This is a genomic window from Sinorhizobium sp. 6-70 (assembly GCF_030124375.1).
Lineage (GTDB): Bacteria > Pseudomonadota > Alphaproteobacteria > Rhizobiales > Rhizobiaceae > Sinorhizobium.
This window is the reverse complement of the sequence record NZ_JASKLS010000002.1, coordinates 366,380-390,604: the sequence shown is the minus strand read 5'-3', so window position 1 is coordinate 390,604 and position 24,225 is coordinate 366,380. Positions and strand designations below refer to the sequence as shown.

The 24,225-nt window shown below is 63.6% G+C and carries 18 protein-coding genes; 9 read left to right on the top strand and 9 right to left on the bottom strand.

Features of this window, described 5'->3' with window-relative positions; all coding sequences use genetic code 11:
- Positions 1 to 107 precede the first annotated feature (107 nt).
- The 4 genes from gcl (at position 108) to QN222_RS05595 (ending at position 5,035) form a co-directional block, all read left to right on the top strand.
- Positions 108 to 1,892, top strand: coding sequence for a glyoxylate carboligase (gene gcl, locus QN222_RS05610; protein ID WP_283960695.1), 1,785 nt, complete (start codon positions 108 to 110; stop codon positions 1,890 to 1,892).
- A gap of 68 nt (positions 1,893 to 1,960) precedes the next feature.
- Entirely contained in the window at positions 1,961 to 2,770 is an 810-nt protein-coding gene (gene hyi / locus QN222_RS05605) for a hydroxypyruvate isomerase (protein WP_283960694.1), read from the top strand.
- A gap of 5 nt (positions 2,771 to 2,775) precedes the next feature.
- Entirely contained in the window at positions 2,776 to 3,660 is an 885-nt protein-coding gene (locus QN222_RS05600; RefSeq protein WP_284005299.1) for a 2-hydroxy-3-oxopropionate reductase, read from the top strand.
- Between the two features lie 106 nt (positions 3,661 to 3,766).
- The gene (locus tag QN222_RS05595; RefSeq protein ID WP_283965250.1) at positions 3,767 to 5,035 is read left to right on the top strand and encodes a glycerate kinase; all 1,269 of its coding nucleotides are present in this window, start codon (positions 3,767 to 3,769) and stop codon (positions 5,033 to 5,035) included.
- A 64-nt stretch (positions 5,036 to 5,099) separates the two neighbouring features.
- Here QN222_RS05595 and QN222_RS05590 read toward each other — a convergent pair whose 3' ends face one another.
- Positions 5,100 to 5,612: an Hsp20/alpha crystallin family protein gene (locus QN222_RS05590; RefSeq protein ID WP_283965248.1), complete on the bottom strand. Its 513-nt coding sequence runs from the start codon at positions 5,610 to 5,612 to the stop codon at positions 5,100 to 5,102.
- Between the two features lie 94 nt (positions 5,613 to 5,706).
- On the bottom strand, positions 5,707 to 6,186 hold the full coding sequence (locus QN222_RS05585) for an Hsp20 family protein (protein ID WP_283965247.1): 480 nt from the start codon (positions 6,184 to 6,186) through the stop codon (positions 5,707 to 5,709).
- Positions 6,187 to 6,476: 290 nt separating this feature from the next.
- On the opposite strand from QN222_RS05585, the gene QN222_RS05580 reads away from it, so the two are divergent.
- Complete coding sequence (locus QN222_RS05580) at positions 6,477 to 6,782, top strand: DUF982 domain-containing protein (protein ID WP_283965246.1); 306 nt, start codon at positions 6,477 to 6,479, stop codon at positions 6,780 to 6,782.
- 107 nt (positions 6,783 to 6,889) lie between these two features.
- On the opposite strand, the gene pbpC is transcribed toward QN222_RS05580, so the two are convergent.
- Both pbpC and QN222_RS05570 read right to left on the bottom strand, forming a co-directional pair.
- Positions 6,890 to 8,953 (bottom strand): penicillin-binding protein 1C, encoded by a 2,064-nt coding sequence (gene pbpC, locus QN222_RS05575; RefSeq protein WP_283965249.1) that lies wholly within the window; start codon positions 8,951 to 8,953, stop codon positions 6,890 to 6,892.
- Positions 8,954 to 9,110: 157 nt separating this feature from the next.
- Positions 9,111 to 14,567 carry an alpha-2-macroglobulin family protein gene (locus QN222_RS05570; protein WP_283965245.1) on the bottom strand — a complete coding sequence of 1,819 codons (5,457 nt, stop codon included), beginning with the start codon at positions 14,565 to 14,567 and terminating at the stop codon, positions 9,111 to 9,113.
- A gap of 403 nt (positions 14,568 to 14,970) precedes the next feature.
- Between QN222_RS05570 and QN222_RS05565 the strand changes: the two genes are divergently transcribed.
- From QN222_RS05565 to QN222_RS05550, 4 genes are all read left to right on the top strand, one after another.
- Positions 14,971 to 15,696: a DeoR family transcriptional regulator gene (locus QN222_RS05565; protein ID WP_283965244.1), complete on the top strand. Its 726-nt coding sequence runs from the start codon at positions 14,971 to 14,973 to the stop codon at positions 15,694 to 15,696.
- Between the two features lie 155 nt (positions 15,697 to 15,851).
- Positions 15,852 to 16,865, top strand: coding sequence for a deoxyribose-phosphate aldolase (gene deoC / locus QN222_RS05560; protein WP_283965243.1), 1,014 nt, complete (start codon positions 15,852 to 15,854; stop codon positions 16,863 to 16,865).
- Between the two features lie 5 nt (positions 16,866 to 16,870).
- The gene (locus QN222_RS05555; protein ID WP_284005294.1) at positions 16,871 to 19,255 is read left to right on the top strand and encodes an aldehyde dehydrogenase family protein; all 2,385 of its coding nucleotides are present in this window, start codon (positions 16,871 to 16,873) and stop codon (positions 19,253 to 19,255) included.
- 236 nt (positions 19,256 to 19,491) lie between these two features.
- Positions 19,492 to 19,947, top strand: coding sequence for an RbsD/FucU family protein (locus QN222_RS05550; protein WP_283965942.1), 456 nt, complete (start codon positions 19,492 to 19,494; stop codon positions 19,945 to 19,947).
- 81 nt (positions 19,948 to 20,028) lie between these two features.
- Here QN222_RS05550 and QN222_RS05545 read toward each other — a convergent pair whose 3' ends face one another.
- The 5 genes from QN222_RS05545 to QN222_RS05525 form a co-directional block, all read right to left on the bottom strand.
- Entirely contained in the window at positions 20,029 to 20,532 is a 504-nt protein-coding gene (locus QN222_RS05545; protein WP_283965941.1) for a GAF domain-containing protein, read from the bottom strand.
- A gap of 136 nt (positions 20,533 to 20,668) precedes the next feature.
- On the bottom strand, positions 20,669 to 21,409 hold the full coding sequence (locus tag QN222_RS05540; RefSeq protein WP_283965940.1) for an ABC transporter ATP-binding protein: 741 nt from the start codon (positions 21,407 to 21,409) through the stop codon (positions 20,669 to 20,671).
- Entirely contained in the window at positions 21,406 to 22,239 is an 834-nt protein-coding gene (locus QN222_RS05535; protein WP_283965939.1) for an ABC transporter ATP-binding protein, read from the bottom strand. The genes QN222_RS05540 and QN222_RS05535 overlap by 4 nt, the downstream gene beginning before the upstream one ends.
- Complete coding sequence (locus QN222_RS05530; protein ID WP_284005292.1) at positions 22,239 to 23,144, bottom strand: ABC transporter permease; 906 nt, start codon at positions 23,142 to 23,144, stop codon at positions 22,239 to 22,241. Before QN222_RS05530 ends, QN222_RS05535 begins: the two co-directional genes overlap by 1 nt.
- A 13-nt stretch (positions 23,145 to 23,157) precedes the next feature.
- A complete protein-coding gene (locus QN222_RS05525; RefSeq protein WP_283966067.1) occupies positions 23,158 to 24,180 on the bottom strand; it encodes an ABC transporter permease in 1,023 nt (340 codons plus the stop codon).
- Between the last annotated feature and the right edge of the window lie 45 nt (positions 24,181 to 24,225).

Sequence of the window (24,225 nt, the reverse complement as noted above, 5' to 3'; positions counted from 1 at the left end):
CATTTTGTTGAAAATCTTTATTTCCATATCATGGAAATTATTTCCATTTGTGAATTGAGTAAATCAGAAAATGGATTATCGTCCTAATTCAAACAGGAGGAGTTTCCATGGCCAAGATGCGCGCTGTCGACGCGGCAGTTTATGTTCTGGAAAAGGAGGGGATCGATTGTGCCTTCGGTGTTCCGGGCGCCGCGATCAACCCGTTCTATTCGGCCTTGAAGGCCCGCGGGTCGATCCGTCACATTCTTGCCCGTCACGTCGAAGGCGCCTCGCATATGGCGGAAGGCTATACGCGGGCCAGGCACGGCAATATCGGTGTGTGCATCGGCACCTCGGGCCCGGCCGGCACGGACATGATCACCGGCCTCTACTCGGCCTCCGCCGACTCGATCCCGATCCTCTGCATCACCGGCCAGGCGCCGCGCGCCCGCCTCGACAAGGAGGATTTCCAGGCCGTCGACATCGCCTCGATCGCAGGCCCTGTCACGAAATGGGCGGTCACGGTCATGGAGCCGGCGCTGGTCCCGTTCGTCTTCCAGAAGGCGTTCCATCTGATGCGTTCCGGCCGGCCGGGTCCGGTTCTCATCGACCTGCCGGTCGACATTCAGCTTGCTGAGATCGAGTTCGATCCGGAAACCTATTCGCCGCTGGAGCCCTACAAGCCGTCGGCGACCCGCGCGCAGGCCGAAAGGGCGATCGCGATGCTGAACGAGGCTGAGCGGCCGCTGATCGTCGCGGGTGGCGGCATCATCAATGCCGACGCCTCGGACCTTCTGGTCGAATTCGCCGAGATCACCGGCATCCCGGTCATTCCGACATTGATGGGCTGGGGCACGATCCCGGACGACCACCCGCTGATGGCCGGCATGTGCGGCCTGCAGACGTCGCATCGCTACGGCAACGCGACGCTGCTCGCATCCGACTTCGTGCTCGGCGTCGGCAATCGCTGGGCCAACCGCCACACGGGCAATGTCCCGACCTATACCGAAGGCCGCAAGTTCATTCATGTCGATATCGAGCCGACGCAGATCGGCCGTGTCTTCGCCCCGGATTTCGGCATCGTTTCGGATGCGGGCGCGGCGCTCAAGCTCTTCCTCGACGTTGCCACCGAATGGAAGACCGCCGGCAAATTGTGCGACTGGTCGGGCTGGGCGGAAGAGTGCCGCGAGCGCAAGCGCACCATGCTGCGCAAAACCCACTTCGACCAGACGCCGCTCAAGCCGCAGCGCGTTTACGAGGAAATGAACCGCGCCTTTGGCCGCGACACTTGCTACGTTTCGACCATCGGCCTCAGCCAGATCGCCGGTGCGCAGTTCCTGCACGTCTATAAGCCGCGCAACTGGATCAATTGCGGCCAGGCGGGTCCGCTCGGCTGGACGCTGCCGGCGGCACTCGGTGTCAGGGCTGCGGATCCGGATCGGCCGATCGTCGCGCTCTCCGGTGACTATGATTTCCAGTTCCTGATCGAGGAGTTGGCCGTCGGTGCGCAGCACAAGCTGCCCTACCTGCATGTGGTCGTGAACAACTCCTATCTCGGCCTCATCCGGCAGGCGCAGCGTGGCTTCAATATGGATTTCGAGGTGAGCCTCGCCTTCGACAACATCAATGCCAACGGCGATGCACAGAAAGGTTACGGCGTCGACCACGTCGCAGTCGCCGAAGGCCTCGGCTGCAAGGCGATCCGCGTCCGCAGCCCCAATGAATTCGCCGAAGCCTTCGAAAAGGCGCGGGCGCTGATGGACGAACATCGAGTCCCGGTCGTCATCGAGTTCATCCTCGAGCGCGTGACGAACATCGCCATGGGCGCTGACATCAACGCCGTCGTCGAGTTCGAGGAACTCGCCGCGCGCGGTGAGGACGTGCCGACGGCCATCGCCGCCCTTCTCGACTGAAAAAATCACGAAAGTGTGCGCGGTTTTTCCGCCCGCGTCCCGTACCAACTTCCAGGAGGAACAATCGCATGCCGAGATTCGCTGCGAACCTGACCATGCTGTTCAACGAGGCGCCGTTCCTCGATCGCTTTGCGCTGGCCGCCAAGGCGGGTTTCGAGGGGGTGGAGTATCTTTTCCCCTATGAGTTCGAGAAGATGGCGCTGCGTGCCGCGCTCGACCGCAATGGCTTGATCCAGGTTCTGCACAACCTGCCCGCCGGCAACTGGGCGCGCGGCGAGCGCGGCATCGCCATTCTTCCGGACCGGATCGACGAATTCCGCAAGGGCGTTGCGACCGCTATCGACTACGCGACCGCGCTCGATTGCAGGCAGGTCAATTGCCTCGTCGGCATCGCGCCGGACGGCGTTTCCGACAATATCCTGCGCACGACGCTGGTTGCGAACCTGAAGCTCGCGGCAACCGAACTCGGCAAGCACGGCATCCGCCTCCTGATCGAGCCGATCAACCGCTTCGATATTCCGGGCTTTTATCTCAACACCGTCGAGCAGGCGGCCTCGATCATCGCCGAGGTCGGCAGCGACAACCTCTTCATCCAGTACGATCTTTATCACCAGCAGCGCACGCAGGGTGAATTGGTTGGCACCTACAAGCGCTTCGCTGACCGTATCGTCCACGTCCAGCTTGCCGACAATCCGGGTCGTAATGAGCCTGGCACCGGTGAGATCAACTATCCCTTCGTCTTCGACGCGCTGGAGGCGGCCGGCTACGACGGCTGGGTCGGTTGCGAATACAAGCCGCGGACGACGACGGCCGAGGGGCTGGGCTGGCGGAGTGCCGAGTGCAAGCAGTCCGCAGACATCATCAAAATCAGGAGCTAAGCACGATGGCATCTATCGGTTTCATTGGACTGGGTATCATGGGCACGCCGATGGCGCGTCACCTGCAGGATGCCGGACATACGATCATCACGTCGAAATTCGCCATCCCGCCGCGCCAGGAGCTCGTCGATAACGGCCTCAGATTTGTCGAGACGCCGAAGGCGCTCGCCGAGACCGTCGATACGATCATTCTGATGCTGCCGGACACGCCGGAAGTGAAGGATGTCCTCTTCGGCGAGAATGGCGTCTTCTACGGTCTCGGCAGGGGCAAGCTCGTCATCGACATGAGCTCGATCTCACCGATCGAAACGAAGGAATTCGCCAGGAAGGTTCGCGAAACGGGGGCGGAATACATCGACGCTCCGGTTTCCGGCGGTGAAGTCGGGGCAAGGAATGCCTCGCTCAGCATCATGGCCGGTGGCTCGCAGGAATCGTTCGATCGTGCCCTGCCGCTGTTCAAGCTAATGGGCAAGAACATCACCCTTGTCGGCGATTGCGGCGACGGCCAGGTCACCAAGGTTGCCAACCAGATCATCGTTGCTCTGACGATCGAGGCGGTCTCTGAAGCATTGGTTTTCGCCTCCAAGGCCGGCGCCGATCCGGCGCGGGTGCGCGAGGCGCTGATGGGCGGCTTTGCCTCCTCGCGCATTCTCGAGGTCCATGGCGACCGGATGATCAAGCGCACCTTCGATCCCGGCTTCCGCATCTCGCTGCACCAGAAAGATCTCAATCTGGCGCTGCAGGGAGCAAAGAGCCTCGGCATTTCGCTGCCGAACACGGCGGCCACCCAGGAGCTCTTCAACAATTGCGCCGCTAACGGCGACAGCGGGCTCGACCATTCCGGCCTCGTTCGGGCGCTCGAGCGGATGGCCAACCATCAGGTTGCGTAGGTTCAAGGGGCAGAGCGTTTCACGGGCTTCGAAGAAGCCGTTGAACGTTCATCCGTGGGGCGGCGGTGAGGAGGCCGCCGCCCTTCATTTTCAGGGAGACATACACGTGGCACCGATCGCCGACCCGCGCGCCTTTCTCGAAACGCTGTTCACTTCGGCCGTTGCCGCTGCCGATCCTGCCCTCGTCATCGCCTCCAACCTGCCGGAAAGGCCGAAGGGGCGGACGATTGTCGTCGGAGCAGGGAAGGGCGCCGCGCAAATGGCGCGGGCCTTCGAGAATGTGTGGCGCGGTCCGCTGAGCGGTGCCGTCGTCACGCGTTACGGTTTCGGCGTTCATTGCGAACGCATCGAGGTGCTGGAGGCCGCCCATCCCGTGCCGGACGAAAGCGGCCTGCACGCCTCGAAACGCCTTCTCGCCGAGGTTCGCGGCCTGACCAAGGACGATCTCGTGGTGGCGCTGATCAGCGGCGGCGGCTCCGCGCTCCTGCCTTCGCCACCGTCCGGCCTGTCGTTGCAGGATGAAATCGCCGTCAATCGCGCTCTTCTCGCCTCCGGCGCGCCGATCAGCGCCATGAACTGCGTGCGTAAGCATGTATCGACGATCAAGGGCGGCAGGCTCGCGGCGGCGGCCTATCCTGCAAAAGTCGTTTCGCTTGTCGTCTCCGACATCCCGGGCGACGATCCGGCGCTGGTCGCCTCCGGCCCGACGATCGCCGACGAAAGCACGCGCGGGGACGCCTTGAAAATTGTCGAGCGTTACGGGTTGTCATTGCCGGAAAAGGTCATTGAGTGGCTGGCGGCGGATGCTGCGGACGCGCCGACGCCGTCCGATCCGAGGTTTCTCCGAAACGAAGTACGCCTGATCGCCTCGGCGACCGTCTCGCTGGAGGCTGCGGCCGCGCGCGCCCGCGAGGCCGGGATCGACGCGATCATCCTTTCCGACGCGATTGAAGGCGAAGCGCGCGAGGTGGGGCGCGTCCATGCCGCGATCGCGCGCGAAGTTGCCTTCCGCAGCCGCCCGTTCTCGAAGCCGGTCGTCGTCCTTTCGGGTGGCGAAACGACGGTGACCATCAAAGGTGAAGGAAAGGGCGGGCGCAACGGCGAATTCCTGCTGTCGCTGGCGCTCGGTATTGACGGCGTCCATGGCGTTTCTGCACTGGCTGCCGACACCGATGGGATCGACGGCTCGGAAGACAATGCCGGCGCCTTTGCCGACGGCACGACGATTGCCCGGCTCAGGGGGCATCGGCTGGACCCGACAGCACTGCTCCAATGCAACGATAGCTGGACGGCTTTCGATGCACTTGACGATATATTCAAGCCGGGACCGACGGGCACCAATGTCAACGATTTCCGAGCGATCCTCGTGCAGTAGTGTGGTGCTCAAGCGCCTCGGCGGCCGCTGAGCCGCCGCCGAGGCTGATAAGCGCTACCGGCTTCTACTCGGTCCCGATCGCAATACGCTTGGACTTGCTCTGGCTCTGCTCCGTTTTCGGAAGCGTGACGCTCAGCACGCCGTTCTTGAACGTCGCTTTGACCTGGCCTTCGTCGATGTCGTATGCGAGCGGAATACGCCGTTCGAAGCGGCCGTAGTAGCGTTCGGAAAACTGCTTTTCCTTGTCCTCGCTCTCGGCGCGCTTTTCGCCGCGCAGCGTCAGGACGCCCTCGGAGAAGGACAGCTCGATATCCTTGTCTTCGAGCCCGGGCAGTTCCGCCGTGACCTTGATCTCGTTATCACGGTCGGTGACTTCGACATTGGGCCAACCGAAGCCGAAGCCCGGCTGGTTCGAAAACGCAAACGGCATGCGTTGATCGAAGTTGCGGAAGACGTCGTCGAACAGGCGGTTCATTTCCCGGTGAAGCATCAGGAATGGATTGCGGTCGACATCGGGATAGGATGCCGGCACGTGCTCCTGGGCGCGGCCCCATGGAATGAGATCACGTACGTTCATTGTTCAGCTCCTTTTTCTTTTGTCTTTTATGGCCGTCCGCCAAAGCGCCGGAGCTTGCCGGCCTTCGGCGATTAGGGCAGCTACCCAGCACGCCCTAGGCGGCGTGCTTGCCGCCTTCGGCCCGCTCGCGGTCCTCGATCGGAGGCAGTGCGTCGGCCTGATGAATCTCGATCCGATGTGGCTTCATCTGCTCGGGCAACTCGCGGACGAGATCGACTGCCAACAGACCGTTGGCGAGGTTGGCACCTGTGACCGTCACATGATCAGCCAGTTGGAAGCGGCGGTCGAAATTGCGGCCAGCAATGCCGCGATAGAGATATTCCGCCTTGTCTTCTCCGGCTTTTTCACCGCGAACGACAAGAAGCTGCGGCTCGTGCGTAACCGTTATCTCGTCGGGCGCGAAGCCGGCGACTGACATGATGATGCGATACTGGTTATCGCCGACGCGGAGGATGTCGTAGGGCGGCCAATTGTCGGTTGGCGCCAGACGGCTCGCTGCGTCAAGCAGGTCGAAAACGTGGTCAAATCCCACGCTTGACCGGGACAGGGGCGAAAAGTCGAGTGTTGTTCTCATGGCCATATCCTCCTTGAGCAACATGGACGATGAGGAGCAGCGTCGAAGAGGACGATGCCCCTCGACTGCGAGCCCCGAAAGGCGGCCCGCAATTGCGATTTAGTGACTTCCGCAGCGGTTTCAAGGGGTTGTGCGAGCCGCAGCCGGGATGATCCGACGGCACTGAAGGAGTGGGATGCAAGTCTTTGTAATATCGTGAAAAAATTCGACGCGTTCGCGCCTTGATTTTCCGGGATCGGGGCCAATATCTGTGTCATCGATCCATTGATGGCGCCTGAAAGGAGGAAGCAATGCTTCTCAATGAGATTCCGTGGACAAATCCCCTCACCGTACGCCTTTCAAGTGGTATCAAGCACACCTTCAATTCCGTATACGAAGCCCTGGATTTTCTTGAAAACGAGTGGCCGCTGCGCAATGGCCAGCGTTACGAACGTGCGGTACGCACATGCCGCGGCGCGCTCAACCGGATGACGCCGGCCGCGATCGCCCGAGAGGCTTTCGTCGCCGCCTGCCTTGAAGCGGAAATGCCGATCGTGATGACCGGCCATCCATCGCATCAGCAGGCGGGTGAAGGCAAATCAACCCGGCGTGCGTGAAGAAGAGTGAAGTGCCGTCCGCCGATCTAAATGGACGATCGGCGGACGGGCGCAAAGTCGTCCGAAACCCGCCGCGCCTGATGCCGTTCAGTGGTCCAGAAACGGAATTACTCTACAAAAACGCGAACGCTTGCCGCCCGCCCCGCAGCATCGATGACCGTGAGAGTGGAATAGCCGCCGCCGTCGGGGAGCCACTGGCTAGTGCGGCGGCGAGTGACATCGGGTAACGGCCGGCCATTGGCGAGCCATCGGAACGGGGCGCGACCGCCTTGCAGCTTGAGGGTCAACGGCATCAGCATTTCACCGTTGGTCCCGCCAAGCTCGACGCGCGCGCCCTCCGGCGGAAAGACGATCTGCGGGGCCGGCTCGCGGGCCGATGCCGAAAGCAGGCCGCTCGCTGTCATCGAAAAGCGCCGCTGGCTGATCGGCAGGTCGGACTGCGCAAGTCGCACCGCACCAGCCGGAGGATCCGGCAGCGGCGTGATGGCAATCCCCGATTTAGCAAAGCCTTCGAACAGGATCGGTGCGGCGGCACCGTAACCGGTCAGACCTGGTACTGCGCCGTTGTCCGGGCGCCCGACCCACACGCCGAGAACGTAGCGGCCGTCGAAACCGACGGACCAGGCATCGCGATAGCCGTAGCTGGTACCTGTCTTGTAGGCGATGCCGCGCTGCCGGCTGCCGGCGGGCGGCAATACGTCTGAGAGGATATCGGCGACCTGCCAGGCGGCAACGGTCGAGAGCAGCGGCTCGCCGTCGATCAGGCCCGCCTTGCCCTCAATGCCGTCGCCGAGCCGCACCGGCCAGCCGCGATTGGCCAGGCCCGCGTAAAGCTGAACGAGGTCACGCAAGGTGATGCCGAGGCCGCCGAGGCCAATCGCGAGCCCCGGTGCCTCATTCGGCGGCAGGGCAGGGCGCACATCGGCCCGGCGGAAGCGCACCATCAGTCGGGCGGGGCCGACAGCATCGAGCAGGCGGATCGCCGGCACATTGAGGGAGAGCTGCAGCGCCTGCCGGATGCTGACATCGCCCTGGTAACTCATGTCGAAGTTGCGCGGGCGATAGCCGAAGAAATCCGCCGGCCGGTCCTCGATGATAGTTTCCTGGGCGACCAGTCCCTCTTCGAAGGCAAGCCCGTAGATGAAGGGCTTCAACGTCGATCCCGGTGAACGGGTGATCCGCGTCATGTCGATCCAGCCGGCGCGGCTTGTGTCGAAGTAGTCGGCCGAACCGACTTCGCCGACGATCTCGCCGGTGCGGACATCGGCCATTACCATGGCGACGGAGACCTTCGGCCCGAGCTTCGCCGCCCCCTCGCGCGCGACGGTTTCGAGCCCGCGCTGAATGTCGCGTCGCAGCGTCGTATGGTGTTGAAGGATCTTCGGCTCCTTGCGACGCGCCACTTCGGCAAGATGTGCTGCATAGGCGGGAAGCTGGAGCCGCCGCGTCGGTATGGCCGCCACAGCCGCCCGTTCCGCCTCGCCGTCCCCGATCGCGTTGGCAACCGCCGCGCGGCCGAGGACCCGTTTGCGGGCAGCTTCGGCGGCGCCGAGATTGCGGTCGGGACGGCGCTTTTCCGGCAGTTGCGGCAGCGCGACGAGAAGCGCCGCCTCGGCAACCGAGAGACGGCGCGGTTCCTTGCCGAACCAGGCGAGGCTCGCGGCGCGCACGCCTTCGAGATTGCCGCCATAGGGCGCATGGGTGAGGTAGAGATCAAGGATCTGGTCCTTGCTGAGGCGACGCTCGATCTGGATGGCGCGAAAGAGCTGCAGGAGTTTCGCTGCCAGCGTCCGCTCCCGGCGAGGTTCGATCAGCCTTGCCACCTGCATAGAGAGCGTCGATGCGCCGGACACGATGCGGCCGTTCGTGACGAACTGCAGCGCCGCACGGCCGAGCGCCAAGGGGTCGACACCGTGGTGCTCCCGAAAGCGCTGGTCCTCATAGGCGATCAACATGTTCAGAAAGCGTGGGTCGACATCGTCCACGGTGGTCTTCAGCCGCCACAGACCATCCTTGGTCGCGAAGGCGCGCAGCAGGCGCCCGTCCTTGTCCAGCACCTCGGCTGAGACGGTGCCAGCCTCATCGAGCGGCGGCGGAAAGGCCTTGTCCGCCCATTGTAGGCCGACGACTGCGATCACGGCCAGGACCAGGCAGATGGGCAAGGCTATCAGGACAGCCGCTTGAAGACGTGGGAAGTGTCGGGAACGATCAGAATTGGCGGCAGAGGGGGGTGACGCCGGGACAGCGCCTTTTCCGCGCACCCTTGTCCGTTCACGTAACGGCTTTCGCAAGCCGATGAAAAGCTTTCGCCAGAGAGTCATCGCGCGTCTACTGGGCTGCCAGCACCTCCATGCGGCCGGTTGCCGTTCTCGCCGAGAATTGCGGCCGGTACATATCCTCCACGCTTGCGGCCGGATGATCATAGGTGCCGGGGGTCACGGCGCGCACGACATAGGCAAGCGTGATCTCCCGGTTGTCGCCGGTCGACCGATCGAAGGCCGCGACAAAGCGATCGCTGCGGAACTCGGTGTGGGCAGCCTCGACTTCGCCGATCCATTCGAAATTCGTAAGCTGCGCGCTATCGACAAGGCTCGGATTGTCGATCTCGAACCCGGCCGGCAACAGGTCGGTGATCAGCACGCGCGACGGCCAGTCATTGCTTTCGGTGACCTTGAGCACGACGACATAACGCTCGTTCTGCCGCGCTTCGCTGACATTGGCCTCGGCGCCGTCGAGCGTGTAGTAGGTGCGCTCGATCGTGAAGCCATCACCACCCGCCGACAGTGGCTGGGCGGGAGCCGCGACGGTCGTCACCACGGCGGAGATCGCTTCGGCGCCGTTATTGCGAATGACGACCGGGTGCTCGATGAGGGCGTCCCCGGTTATGCGTGCGGCATAACTCCCGGTGCGCGGCGCGCCGTTGATGTCGAGTTTCATGTCCTCGTCGCCGCCCTGGATCGCACGTGCTGCAAGCAGCAGCCAGGTCTGTTCCTGCGTGCTCGTGTATTGCGCCTGTTGCCACTCCCTCGCGACGATCTTCGAAAGCTCCGGAATGATCGCCGGTACGGGACGGCTTTCGGCGGCCAGCGCCAGCACCGCCGCATCGTCGCGCAGCGACGAGCCGTAGTCGGACCGGGCGAGGCTGACTTTGACGAGCCCGGAACCGGTCGACATGTTCAAGGACGCCGCGAAGATATCCTGCGAGCGCGCGGCATCGCCATAAAGTCCCAGCGCCGCGGCGATATGCGCCTTGGCGAGTGGCGTCGGGAAATCATCGAGCATCGTGTCGGCGTAATAGCGAAGGTCGCTGATCGCCGCCTTGCGATTGCGGGCGAGCACATAGAGCGCATAAGCGATCTCGTTGCCGCGGTCCTTGACGCTGGTCTCGTAGCTCAGCGCATTCTGGAGATTTTCGAGCGCCTGCACCATCGCCTGTTCCGGCACGTCGTATTTCTGTTCGCGCGCCCGCGTCAGGAAGTCGCTCACATAGGCGTCGAGCCAGAGGTCGCCCGAACCGGGTCCCCAAAGGCCGAAGCTGCCGGAGGAGGACTGATAGGAAAGCACGCGGTAGATCGCCTCCTGCACCCGCTTCGTGACCTCGCCGTCGTCGGCAAGGCCGGACTGTTTGGCGAGTTCGCTGAGATAGAGGAGCGGCAGGGCCCGGCTCGTCGTCTGTTCCGCGCAGCCATAGGGATAGCGGTCGAGCGTCATCAACAGCGCCGGAATGTCGAAGGCGGCCGAGCGGGTGACGTTGAGACTGACGGACGCGCCCTGCAGCAGGCTGTCGGCGAGCAGCTGGTCATCGACCGTCAGACTGCTGCCGGCGGCGATATTGACCACCTGCCGCTGGGTGACCGGCAAGGCGGCCGGCCGGACTGCAACGTTCAATGGCTGCTCGATCATCAAGCCGGAGGCATTGGAAAGTGCCACGGTGACGAGCCCGTCTCCGGGATATTGGCCCGCCAGCGGCAGCGTGACGGCGGTCTTGCCGCCGGCGTCAAGATGCACGGTTTCGGCTGCGCCGGTCTGTTCGACGGTTACGGGCCCGTTTGTCGTCACCTGCAATTGGTAGTCGCCGGCCGGTGCATCCGTGTTGGCGATGTCGAGCCTGAGCCCCGCGCGGTCTCCCGGGGCCAGGAATTTCGGCAGACTTGCGGTCACCACGACCGGATCGCGGATCACGACGTCCTTGACCGCATGGCCGACGCCGGATTTCGTCCAGGTAACGGCCATGACCCGCGCCGTGCCGTTGAACTGCGGGATATCGAAGCTGACCTTTGCTTCGCCGTCCGCATCGAGCTTCACAGGCCCCGAGAAGAAGGCAACCAGCTTTTCGGTCGGCGGGCTGCCTTGCAGCGGCATTTGCCCGCCGTCTCCGCCGGTGCGCAGCCGGCCGGTGGCTCCGAGCGAGCCGTCGATCAGGCGGCCGTAGAGGTCGCGGATTTCGAGACCGAGCTGCCTTTGGCCGAAGTACCAGCCGTCCGGATCGGGTGCCTCATAGCGTGTGAGGTTCAGAATGCCCAAGTCAACGGCGGCGATTGTGATGTATGCGTCCTCGTTCGCGCCTGCGCCGCGCACCTTGAGGTTGACGCCGAGAGGCTGGCGCGGCTGCATCTTCTCCGGTGCGTCGAGCGTGACTGCGAGCTTGCGCTCCGCCGGATCGACGGCGAGCCACTTGATGCCGATGGCCCGCATCGGCATGCGGCTCTCCTGGGCTTCTCCAGGACGATAGAGCGTCGCGGTGACATAGGCACCGCCGCCCCACCCGGCGGCCACGGGCAATTCCACCTCGCCGCCGGTCTCGGCAATGGTCGCCGTCTTCGTCGTGATCAGGTTTTCCGTGCCGACCGTGACCAGCAATTCGCCGGCAAAGCGCGGCGAGACCTTGAGTCTCGCGGTCTCGCCGATCGTGTAGCTCTCCTTGTCGAGCGCGATCTCTAGCCCGTCCGGCGTTTCAGTCGAGGTAGCCTCGACATACCAGCCGGCATCGAACTCGACGCTGGAGGCGGGACCGTCGATCGCAGCCGTCTCGATCTCGAGGCGGTAGCGGCCCCAGCCGACCGGCACGGCGATCGTGGCACCGTCTGCGGTTACGTCGATGGTGCCGTTCGCCACCTGTTTCGTAGAAATGACTGGCTCGTATTTCCAGGCGCTTCCGTCCCGATACCATTGGTAATTGCGTTCGACGCTGATCAGCTTCCAGAGCAGGCCGGGCATCGGCATTTTCGTGCCATCCTCTCCGACCGCGATCACGTGGAACCGCCCGACCGAATTTTCGGCAAGATCCCCCGAAAACTCCGGCTTGATGCCGACCATCGGTCCCTCCGGCTTGACCGGCAGCGTCAGCGAGCGCTCCACGGCGCGGCCGCCGGCTTCCCGCATGCGCACGGTGACATTGGCGTTGAGCAATTGCGTGGTCGAAGGGACCTCGGTCAGATCGACGTCGAACACGGATCTGCCGTTCTCGTCCAGCGGCTCCAGCGCCTCGAGCGGCAGGCGGGTGTCTTCGCTCGCCTCCTCGTCGGCAAGGCCGAAGACGTAGCCCTTGAAGGCGGGGCTCTCGCGCGTCGGCTTGATCGAGACTTCCCCCTCGAGCGTGAGGCCCGCCGCGGGCGCGCCATAGAGATAGCGGCCTTCAACCGAGACAGGCACCGGTGTGCCGACGGTGATCTCGCTTGCCTTGCTCGTCAGATCGAACTCGGTGCGGTCCGGTACGAAGTCGTCGACGAGAAATTGCTTTTCACCGATCGCGGACCCTCTCGGATCGGCGAAGATCTGCATGGTCCAGGTGCCGCGCATCGCGTTTTCCGGAATCGGCAGGTCGAGCGTGTGGCCGCCGAGCTTGCCGCCATTGCTGACCATGCGCCGGTCCTCGACGCCATCCGGGCGCAGGAAGACGAAGGTCAGCGGCAGGTTCTCGATCGCAGCGCCGTTCACGTCGCGGGCAAGCGCTGCCGCATGCACCGTCTCGCCGACGCGGTAGATGCCGCGTTCGGTCCAGGCGAAAAGGTCGATTGCGCCGGGCGCAGCGCGGCCGGTGACACCACGGTCGGAAAGATCGAATCCGGCGCGGGTCATATCGAGGAAGACGTAGTCCGCGTCGGCCTTCTTCGCCGTGATGACTGCGGGCGTCATGCTTGCCGTGCCGCGCATCAGGCCGGCGGCGAAGGTCGCTTTGCCCTCCGCATCGCTCGTTGCGGTGCCGAGCACTTCGTTGTTCTTCGCGACGAGTTGCAGTTGTACGCCCTCGAGCGGTTTTGCGCTTGCGAGCGAGCGGGCAAAGACAGTGAGCCCATCCGTCCCGGCATAGCTCGAGATGCCGATGTCGGAGACCACGAACCATTGGGTGGCGCGAGCGTCCCAATCCTGACTGAGGCCGGTACCCGAGACCGCCGTCAGGACGTAGACGCCGGGCTTGCGTTGAGGGAGCGCCTCGTCCACCGGAAAGCTGGTCACCACTTCCTTGTTGAGTTCGGTGGCGATGTCGATGCTGCCCTGCCAGACGAGTTCGCCGCTTTGATCCTTAATGAGTTCCTCGCTATAGCCGTCGAGCTGGGTCAGGAACTGCGAATTCACGAGCAGCGAAGAAATGCTGCGGTCGCCGACCCGATAGAGCTTGAGGTTGGCGCTCTCGGTATTGACCGAGACGATCGGAATGCCGCGCCGGGCGGTCGACGGCAGGACGAAGCTGTCGCCGGTAAAGCGCACCATCGGCGAGCGATCCTTGACATAGATATCGAGGCTGACGGGCGTTTCGATGACCTCGTCGACGGAGGAGGGCAGGCCCTGCCTCAGCACCAGCTTGTAGCGCTGTCCATGGGCCAGCCCCTCGACGCAGATCTGGTTTCCCTTGGCTTCGACCGCTTTCGGCGCCTTGCCGTCGAGGGTGACGAAAGAGGAATAGTCCGCTCCACTCTTGACGAGTTGCTCGGAGAACTGGACGCAGGCGCGTGGGCTGGCGCTGTCGGCATCGATCGTATGGTCGGTGACGCGGAAACCCTGCCGTGCCTTGAGGTCGAGGTAAGCCGTTTCGACCGTATTCGCCTGCACGAGTTCGAGGCTCGCCTTGTATGCCTGGAGCGCAGCGCGATAGTTCTCCGCGTTTTCGAGTGCCCTGGCGAGAACCGCAAGCGCGTCTGCCCGGCTCTGAGTCGTGCGGGTAAGTTGGTAGCCGTTGAGGGCGGCAAGCGCTGCCTGGCCGGCGATCTCGGTGTTGCCGGTGATCCGGTTGGCTGCACGCGCCGTCTCCAGCCACAACTCGCCGTCATCTGGCGTTATTGCCACCGCGCCGCGAAAGGCCTTCAGCGCGTTTTCGACGTTGCCGGCTGTCAACTCGCTCCGTCCTGCTTCGATCAGGCCGTTGACACCGAAACCCTGCTGATCTTCGGTGAGCGCAAGGTTCGCCTTGACGTCACGCGCCTGCTGCAGGAGATCGTCCGAGATGAAGGAGAGACGTGGCGGCGCGCCGATATCGGGCTCGCCGCTGCCTGTCTCGACAACCTTGCCTGCGATCGCGCCTTTGAAGGTGTTCAACTGATTGAAGTCGGATTTCAGGAAGCACCACTTCACCTTTGGATTGTAGGTGAAGGCGCGGCAGGCCTGGTCGGCGATGCAGGCGGTCTCACATTGCTGAAGCGAAACGTTCTGCTCGGTGCGGAGATCGAACCCGAAATAGTCGCCGTCTTGCGTAATCTCGACGGTGCGGTTCGTTTCCGCCGCCACAGCCGGTGAGCCGAGGGAGGCGAGCGTGAGAAGAAGGGGGAAAAGGCCGACAAGCGCGCGCATAGACTTAAGTCCTCCCAATGCTGCCCGTCTCGATCGAGCGTCACTTTGTCAACGTTCTCGAGGGCTTGTCAATCGCGCATGCGGCAAGCAGCCCGCAGAGACCGCTTGCGGGCCGCTGCAACCGGAGCGATTGGGGGAGAGGGGAACTGAGGGGGCCAGGAGAGTTCGCCAACAATCACCGGGAATGCCATTCGTCAGCATATCATGGACGAGCTCATTGCTCGGTCCTCGCTGGTCGTTGCGCTTTATGATCGACGCGTTGGAGACGGGGATACCGCGGCTGCCGACCCCGCCTGCGCCCGACCGAGCCCGCTTGCTCGCGGGATAATTTCTGTGATAATTATCACAAATATCGTTTCTGAGCGGCTCTCGCTCACACTATGGATCGCGGAAACCGGGACCAATGGCCAACCGCAAGTCGACGCGCATAACGACCTTGACCGACGCGCTTTCGGCGCGGCGCGTGCTACACCTGAAAGACGCCGCCGCTCTGCTTGGCGTGTCGGAGATGACGGTGCGCCGGGACATCGCCGACAATCCCGGGCTTTTTGGCTATCTCGGTGGCCACATCGTTCCCGCGGCCGATATCGACAGTGACGTGCCCTATGAGCTTGCGCGCGCGGCCGACAGCCATGCGGCTGCCAAGCTTGAAGCCTGCGTCCATGCTGCCCGATATATTCGTCCCGATGAGACGATCTTCATCGACTGCGGCACGACGCTTGAATATCTCGTCGACCTGATTCCGGAAAATTATTCAATAACGGCAGTCTGTTATTCCTTGAATGCGGCCGACCGCCTGACCCGCAAGCCCAATGTGCGGATCGTCATGCTGGGCGGCGTCTACCATCCATCTTCGGCATCCTTTTCCGGCGACGCCGGCCTGGAAACGCTGGACAGGCTCGGCATCAATGTCGCGTTTCTCTCCGCCGCCGGGATCGACCGCCAGCGGGGTGCGACCTGTGTTCATTTCCACGAGGTGCCGATCAAGCAGAAGGTGATTTCGCTCGCCCGGGAAAATTACCTCGTCGTCGATCGCAGCAAGATGGGCAAGCTGAAGCCGGCCTTCTTCGCGCCCACAGGTGCCTTTCGAGCCGTCATCACCGAAGACGGCGAGACGACGGTCGCATAGGGCGGCTTTCGCGGACGGCGCTCTTTGCTTGACAGATAAACCATTTGGTGGAATTCTAACACAATTAGATAGAAAGATAACAATATCGCCAAGGCGGACAAAAGCTGCGAAGATGCGCGCCGAGGGCGACATCGGCGATACCAGGGAGTAGTCGGTTGCAAGACCTTGCTGTGAAGAGCACGGCGGCGGGACCCGCTGAGACCGCCGGCGTAGGCCACAATTGGCCGCGCAATGACGGCATCGAGCTCGACCTTTCGTGGGTCGTCGATCAGCGCGTCAATCTGTCTGCGGCGGAGCGGCGCGTCGCAACGCTGCCGGGGCGGCGTACGGTCAAGAAGGATGCCCAGGCCGCCTGGCTGCTGAAGGCCGTGACCTGCATCGATCTCACCACCCTCAATGGCGACGATACCACCGAGCGCGTCAAGCGCCTCTGCGCCAAGGCGCGCCAGCCGGTGCGCCAGGACATTCTCGAGGCGCTCGGCATGGGTGGTCGCGGCATCACGACCGGCGCCGTCTGCGTCTATCATCGCTTCGTTTCGACCGCCGTCGAGGCGCTTGAAGGTTCCGGCATCCCGGTTGCCGCCGTCTCCACCGGCTTTCCGGCGGGTCTTGTACCGCACGACGTGAAGCTGAAGGAAATCGAGGCCTCGGTCGCCGACGGTGCGCGCGAGATCGATATCGTCATCACGCGCGAGCATGTGCTGACCGGCAATTGGCAGGCGCTTTACGACGAAATGCGGGATTTCCGCGCCGCGTGCGGCGACGCCCATGTCAAGGCCATCCTCGCGACCGGCGATCTCAAGACTTTGCGTAACGTGGCTCGCGCATCGCTCGTTTGCATGATGGCCGGCGCTGACTTCATCAAGACCTCGACGGGCAAGGAGGGCGTCAACGCGACGCTGCTCGTAACGCTCGTCATGCTGAGGATGATCCGCGCCTATCAGGAGCGCACCGGGCGCAAGGTCGGCTACAAGCCGGCCGGCGGCATCTCGGCGGCAAAAGACGTGCTGAACTATCAGTTCCTCATGAAGGACGAACTTGGCCGTGAATGGCTGGAACCCGATCTCTTCCGCATCGGGGCATCGAGCCTGCTCGCCGACATCGAACGCCAGCTCGAGCATCATGTCAGCGGCGCCTACTCGGCCCTCAACAGACACCCGATAGGATAATCCCGATGACGGTTGCCAGGTATTTTGACGAAATGTCCTACGGTCCCGCACCCGAGGGCGATACGGAAGCACGCCAGTGGCTCGCGCGCCACAAGGGCGAGTTCGGCCACTTCATCAACGGCGCCTTTGTCGCTTCGGCGTCTGGAAAGACGTTCGATACCTACGAGCCGGCGACCGGTGCCTTGCTCGCCAAGATCGCGCTCGGTGGCCGTGAGGACGTCAGCAGCGCGGTTGCTGCCGCTCGCAAGGCGCAGGGCGCCTGGGCGAAGTTGCCCGGCCATGCTCGCGCGCGTCATCTCTATGCGCTGGCACGTATGATCCAGCGCCATGCGCGACTGATTGCGGTGGTCGAGGCGATCGACAACGGCAAGCCGATCCGCGAGACACGCGACATCGACATCCCGCTTGCCGCCCGTCACTTCTATCACCATGCCGGCTGGGCGCAGCTGCAGGAGACCGAGTTCGCCGATCAGGTGCCGGTCGGCGTCGTCGGCCAGGTCATCCCATGGAACTTCCCCTTCCTGATGCTGGCCTGGAAGGTCGCGCCGGCGCTGGCGCTCGGCAACACCGTCATCCTGAAGCCGGCCGAATTCACGCCGCTGACGGCGCTGCTCTTCGCCGAACTCGCCTCCGCGGCCGGGCTGCCGCCGGGCGTCCTGAATGTGGTGACGGGCGAGGGGGAAACAGGCGCGCTGATCGTCGAGCATGACGATATCGACAAGATCGCCTTCACCGGTTCGACAGAGGTCGGGCGCCTCATCCGCGAGAAGATCGCCGGAACCGGCAAGTCGCTGACGCTGGAACTCGGCGGCAAGTCGCCCTTCATCATCTTCGACGATGCCGATATCGATGGCGCGGTCGAAGGCGTGGTCGATGCCATCTGGTTCAATCAGGGCCAGGTATGCTGTGCCGGTTCGCGCCTCCTCGTCCAAGAGGGCATCGCGCCGCTTTTCCATGAACGCCTGACGCGGCGCATGGGGACCTTGCGCGTCGGGCATCCGCTCGACAAGGCGATCGACATGGCGGCAATCGTCGCGCCGGTGCAGTTGCGGCGGATCGAAAGCCTGGTCGCCCAGGGTGTGACCGAGGGCGCGTCGCTGCATCAGCCCAAGATCGAGCTGCCGAAGGGCGGCAGTTTCTACCCGCCGACGCTGCTCACCAATGTCCAGCCGACATCGATCGTTGCCACCGAGGAAATCTTCGGGCCAGTGGCGGTTTCCATGACCTTCCGCACGCCGGAGGAGGCGATCCAGCTCGCCAATCATTCGCGCTACGGCCTCGCTGCCAGCATTTGGAGCGAAACGATCGGGCTCGCGCTGCATGTAGCCGCGAAGCTTGCGGCCGGCGTGGTCTGGGTCAATGCCACCAACCTCTTCGATGCCGCGGCCGGTTTTGGCGGAAAACGCGAGTCCGGCTTCGGCCGTGAAGGCGGTCGCGAGGGCTGCTATGAATACCTGAAGCCGAAGGCCTGGGTCGGGCGCAAGCTCCGTGCTGTTCCGGCCGAGCCGGTCGTGAAAGCGGCCGCGGGCGACTTCTCCATGCCGGCGCTCGACCGCACCGCCAAGCTCTTCATCGGTGGCAAGCAGGCGCGGCCGGATGGAAACTATTCGCGGCCGGTGCTTTCCTCCAAGGGCAAGGTGATCGGCGAGGTCGGCGAGGGCAATCGCAAGGATATCCGCAACGCCGTCGTCGCGGCGCAGGCCGCGTCGGCCTGGTCTTCCGCAACGACGCACAACCGCGCGCAGATCCTCTATTACATCGCCGAAAACCTGAGCGGCCGCGCGGCGGAATTTGCCGATCGCATCGCCGCCATGACCGGCGCTTCGGCAGCCGGTGCGAGGGCTGAGGTCGACGCCGCGATCGCGCGTCTTTTCACGTATGGTGCCTGGGCGGACAAATACGAGGGCGTCGTGCACCAGCCGCCGCTGCGCGGCGTTGCGCTGGCGATGCCGGAGCCGCAGGGCGTCGTCGGCGTCATCTGCCCGCCCGAGGCACCGCTGCTCGGTTTCATCAGCCTGGTCGCGCCGTTGATCGCCGTCGGCAATCGTGTCGTCGCCGTTCCGAGCGAGCAGCATCCGCTGGCGGCAACGGATTTCTATTCCGTGCTTGAAACATCCGATGTACCGGCCGGCGTCGTCAACATCGTCACCGGATCGGCGGTCGAACTCGCCAAGACGCTTGCCGCCCACAACGACGTCGATGCGCTCTGGGCCTTCGGCTCGCCGGAGCTCTCGACGCTGGTCGAGAAGGTTTCCGTCGGCAACCTCAAGCGCACCTTTGTCGACTACGGCAAGGCGATCGACTGGATGGACCGGACGGCCGCCGAAGGTCCGGCATTCCTGCGTCGTGCCGTCGACGTCAAGAACATCTGGATCCCCTACGGCGAGTAGGGGACCAAGCATCTTTCGGCCGGGGGGGCTCGGCCGAAAGAGCGGAGAAATAACAACAACCTGTTGACGACCGGCGCTGGAAACGGCATGCGGCCATGCGCCGCCGGACCTTTGTGGGCGGTTGCCTATGGCGCCATGCGTTGATCGGACGTGCAAAAGCTCGCTATAGATCTGTGAATTGCGGCATGATTCCTTAGGTCCGGCTGCGAGGAATCATGCAGGGGAGGAGAACAGGAATGCTCAAGAATATCGACCCGGCTCTCAACGCCGACGTACTGCACGCGCTGCGTTCGATGGGGCACGGTGACACGCTGGTCATCTCGGACACCAATTTCCCGTCCGACGCGATCGCGCGCCAGACGACGATCGGAAAATTGCTGCATATCGACAATGTCTCGGCCGCGCGCGCGGTGAAGGCGGTGCTTTCGGTGCTGCCGCTCGATACGCCGCTGCAACCTTCCGCCGGGCGCATGGAAGTCATGGGAGCGCCCGACGAGCTTCCGGCGGTGCAGCACGAGGTTCAGGCCGAAATCGATCGTGCAGAGGGCAAGCCGGCGCCGATGTACGGCATCGAGCGTTTCGCTTTCTACGAGGAGGCGAAGAAGGCCTATTGCGTCATCACCACGGGCGAGACGCGTTTCTACGGTTGCTTCCTGTTCACCAAGGGCGTCATTTCGCCGGAATCCGCCTGACGCGTCGGCGTGACCAAGGCGAAGGGTCGCGGTCGTAAATGCGCCGCGACCCGATCACAGCCTGGTGAGGGGCCGCGCCGCTTACTTTGCCGCGGTCCGCGCGGCTGCGAGGAATGCGAGCTTCGCCGGCATCTCGATGAGCTTTGAAAGTGCGACCCTCTCCGGCGTGTAGTGCTGCTCGACGTCCAGACAGTTGACGGTGCCGAGCAGTTCGCCGCCGACGACGACGGGAATGTTCACGACCGATCCGCAGCCGAGGGCGGCGATCGTTTCGTAGTCGCCGAAGACGGTCGAAATGTCGGCGATCGTATTGGCAACGAAGGTTTCCCGCGCCTTGTGAACCGTGTCGAACCAGCGATCGTAGTGGATCGGCTTGGTGCCGTAGACCGGGTATTCGTCGGGATGCGAAGTATAGGCGCGGCGCGCCAGCTCGTTGGCCATGTCCACTGTCATGATCGTGAACAGCTTGGCGCCGATCAGCTTTCGGCTGAGCGTCTGCAGAGCGCGATAGGCCGCCTCCGTGCCGGCGTCGTTGGCAATGGTCGCGTCGAATTCCGCCAGGGCGGCAATATGCTCGGTATTCATTCTGTGTCCTTGGGAGGATTTGTGTGAGGAGGGTTGGAGCAAATCCAGGAAAAGTGTGTAACGGTTTTCCGTGCGGAATTGCGTAAGTTTCAAAGGGTTAGATCGTTTCACTGTTTCAATGAAACAATGAACGGATCTAGGTGGCGTGTGCGGCGCTGATCTGCATCAGCTCGCGCGAATAGGGTTCCCTGAGGTCGCCGTGCTTCAGTTCGTCGACGCTGGCCACTTCAATGATGCGGCCCTGGCGCATGACCGCCAGCCGGTCGCAGAGGAAAGAGACGACCGGCAGATTGTGGGTGACCAGCAGGAAGGTCAGATTCTGCTCGCGGCGCAGTCGCTTGAGCAGGTTGAGGATTTCCGCCTGGACCGAAACATCGAGCGCTGAGGTCGGCTCGTCGAGCAGCAGGATCTTCGGTTTCAGCATCAGTGCACGGGCAATCGCCACGCGTTGGCGCTGGCCACCGGAGAGCTGGTGCGGAAAGCGGAAGCGGAATTTCCGGTCGAGGCCGACGGAGGCCATGACCTCCTCGACCCGGGTGCTGCGGTCGCCAATGCCATGGATCGTCAGGGCTTCGCCAAGCGTCGCATCGACGGTTTTTCGCGGATGCAGCGAACCATAGGGATCCTGGAACACCATCTGGCATACCCGCGAGAAGTCGCGGTCGACGCCGTGGCTGCGTGGTTTGCCGAGAACGAGGATCTCGCCGGTCCATTGAGACGCTAGCCCGGCGATCGCCTTCAAGACGGTGGACTTGCCCGAGCCGCTTTCGCCGACGAGCGCGAAGCTTTCGCCCTCGGCGATGTCGAGGCTCACCTTGTGGGTGATCTGCGTGTCGCCGTAGGAAATGTCGAGGTCTTTGAGAGAAAGCGCGGTCATGCTTTGGCCCATGCGCTGCGGTCGAGCACGGGCAGCTCGTCCCTTGTTTCATCGAGCCGCGGAATGGAGGCGATGAGGCCACGGGTATAGGGGTGCGTGGCCTTCATCAATTCGCCGGCCGTGCATTCTTCCACCACTTCGCCGGCGTTCATCACCAGGATCCGGTCGCAATAGCTCGAGACGAGATTGAGGTCGTGGCTGATGAAGATCAGCCCCATGCCCTTGCGCCTGACGAGTTCGTCGATGATGTCGAGCACCTGTGCCTGCACTGAGACGTCGAGCGCCGAAGTCGGCTCGTCGGCAATGAGCAGGTCCGGTTCGGGAATGAGCATCATCGCGATCATCACCCGCTGCCCCATGCCGCCGGAAACCTCGTGCGGGTGAAGTCGGGCGACGCGCTCCGGATCGGTGATGCGCACCGATTCGAGCATGGCGTGCATGCGGTCGTTCACTTCCCGCCGCGGCAGACGTTTGTGCGTCAGCAGCGCCTCGGCAATCTGCTCGCCGATGGTCATCACCGGATTGAGCGAAAATTTCGGATCCTGCATCACCATCGAGATGCGGGCGCCGCGGATGGCGCGCATCTCTCTCTCCGAGCGGGTGCGAAGATCGATGCCGTCGAAGGCGAGCTTGTCGGCGGTCACGCGGCCGGGTGCGCGTACGAGCTTCAGGATCGAGCGACCGGTCATCGATTTGCCGGAGCCGCTTTCGCCGACGATGCCGAGGCGCTCGCGCCCAAGCGTGAAGGATATGCCGCGCACGACGTCGATGTCGCCGCGTGCCGTCGGGAAGGTGATGCGCAGGTTTTCAATTTCGAGAAGCGGTTTCATCAGCGCTGTTCTCCGCTCTTCGGGTCGAGCACGTCGCGCAGACCATCGCCGAGGAAGCAGAAGCCGAGGCTGACGAGGATGATCGCGAAGCCCGGCATCGTTGCGACCCACCATTGATCGAGAATGAAGGAGCGTCCGCGCGAGATCATCGCGCCCCATTCCGGCAGCGGAGGCTGAGCGCCGAGGCCGATGAAGCCGAGGCCGGCGGCCGTCAGGATGATGCCCGCCATGTCGAGGGTGACGCGGATGATCATCGACGAGGTGCAGAGGGGCAGCACATGGCCGAGATTGACCCTGAGGCTCGACGCGCCGAGCAGGCGCACGGCGGCGATGAACTCGGAATTCTTGAACGTGAGCGTTTCGGCGCGTGCGACGCGGGCATAGCCGGGCCAGGAGGTGATCGCGATGGCGATGATGGCGTTCTCGATCCCCGGGCCGAGCGCGGCGACGAAGGCGAGCGCCAGGATCAGCTTCGGCAGCGACAGGAAGATATCGGTGATGCCCATCAGGACGCGATCGACCCAACCGCCGCAATAGCCGGAGACAACGCCGATGATGAGACCGGCCGGCGCCGCAAGGACGGCGACGAGTGCGACGATCACCAGGGTGATGCGAGCGCCATAGACGACGCGCGACCAGATATCGCGCCCCAGTTCGTCGGTGCCCATCCAGTGCGCGGCGCTCGGCGGCAGCAGCCGTTCGGCAAGCGCCTGGCGTAGCGGATCGTGCGTCGCGAGCCAGGGCGCAAAAAGTGCCGCGAGTATCAGGGCGACGATGATGATTGCGCCGACCACCGCCAGCGGATTGTGCATCAGCGCGCCGAGGATGCGGTAGAGCCGCCCGAGCCGGGCCTGCATCGGGGAAGCGGGGCTGTCGTCGATCAGCCAGTCGCGAAGCGTTGCCATGTCCCACACCTCCCTAGCGCGCACGTGGATCGAGCACGCGATAGAGCACGTCCGAAATCTTGTTGATGCCGATGAAGACCGCACCGACCACGAGGGTCGAACCGAGCACCGCGGACATGTCGGCGTTGAGCAGCGCCACGGTCAGATAGTTGCCGATGCCGGGCCAGGAGAAGATGGTCTCGATCATCACCGAGCCTTCGAGCAGGCCGGCATAGGAAAGCCCGATGACGGTGATCAGCGGGACGCGGATCGGCCGGAACGCGTGGCGCCAGATGACCAGCCGCTCCGGGACACCCTTGACCCTGGCGGTCGTGACATATTCTTGGCTCAGCTGGTCGAGCATGAACGAGCGCGTCATGCGGGCGATATAGGCCAATGAGAAAAATCCGAGGCAGGAGGCCGGCAATATGAGATGCCATGCAGCGTTGCCGAAGACTTCCCAATCGCCGGCGATGATGCTGTCGATCAAAAGCAGGCCGGTCACTGGCTGCACGAGGCCGTCGAGGAAAATCTCCACGCGGCCGGGACCGCCGACCCAGTTGAGCCGGGCATAGAACACCGCGAGCCCGACGAGGCCGAGCCAGAAGGCGGGAACGGAATAGCCGAGCAGGCCGACGACGCGGATTGCCTGGTCGAGCCAGGAGCCGCGCCGGCTTGCGGCAATGACGCCGAGGGGAACGCCGAGCAGGACACCGATGATGATGCCGAGCGTTGCCATCTCGAGCGTCGCCGGGAAGACGCGGGCAAGATCCTCGAGAACTGGCCTGCCGGTGGAAACCGACGTGCCGAAATTGCCGGTCAGCACGTCGCCGACATAGCTTGCGAACTGTGTCGTCAAGGGACGATCGAGGCCCATTTCCACGCGCACGCGCTCATAGACCGCGGCCGGGGCGCGGTCACCGACGACCGCGAGCACCGGATCGATCGGCACGATCCGGCCGATGAAAAACGTGATCGCGAGAAGCCCGAGGAACGTTACGGCCAGCGTGACGAGAAAGCCGGCAGCTGCGACGAGCCGACGGTGGCCCGAGCCGATCGCTCCGCGGCGACGCGCCGGTCCGGCGACGGTGGTCGTGCTGTC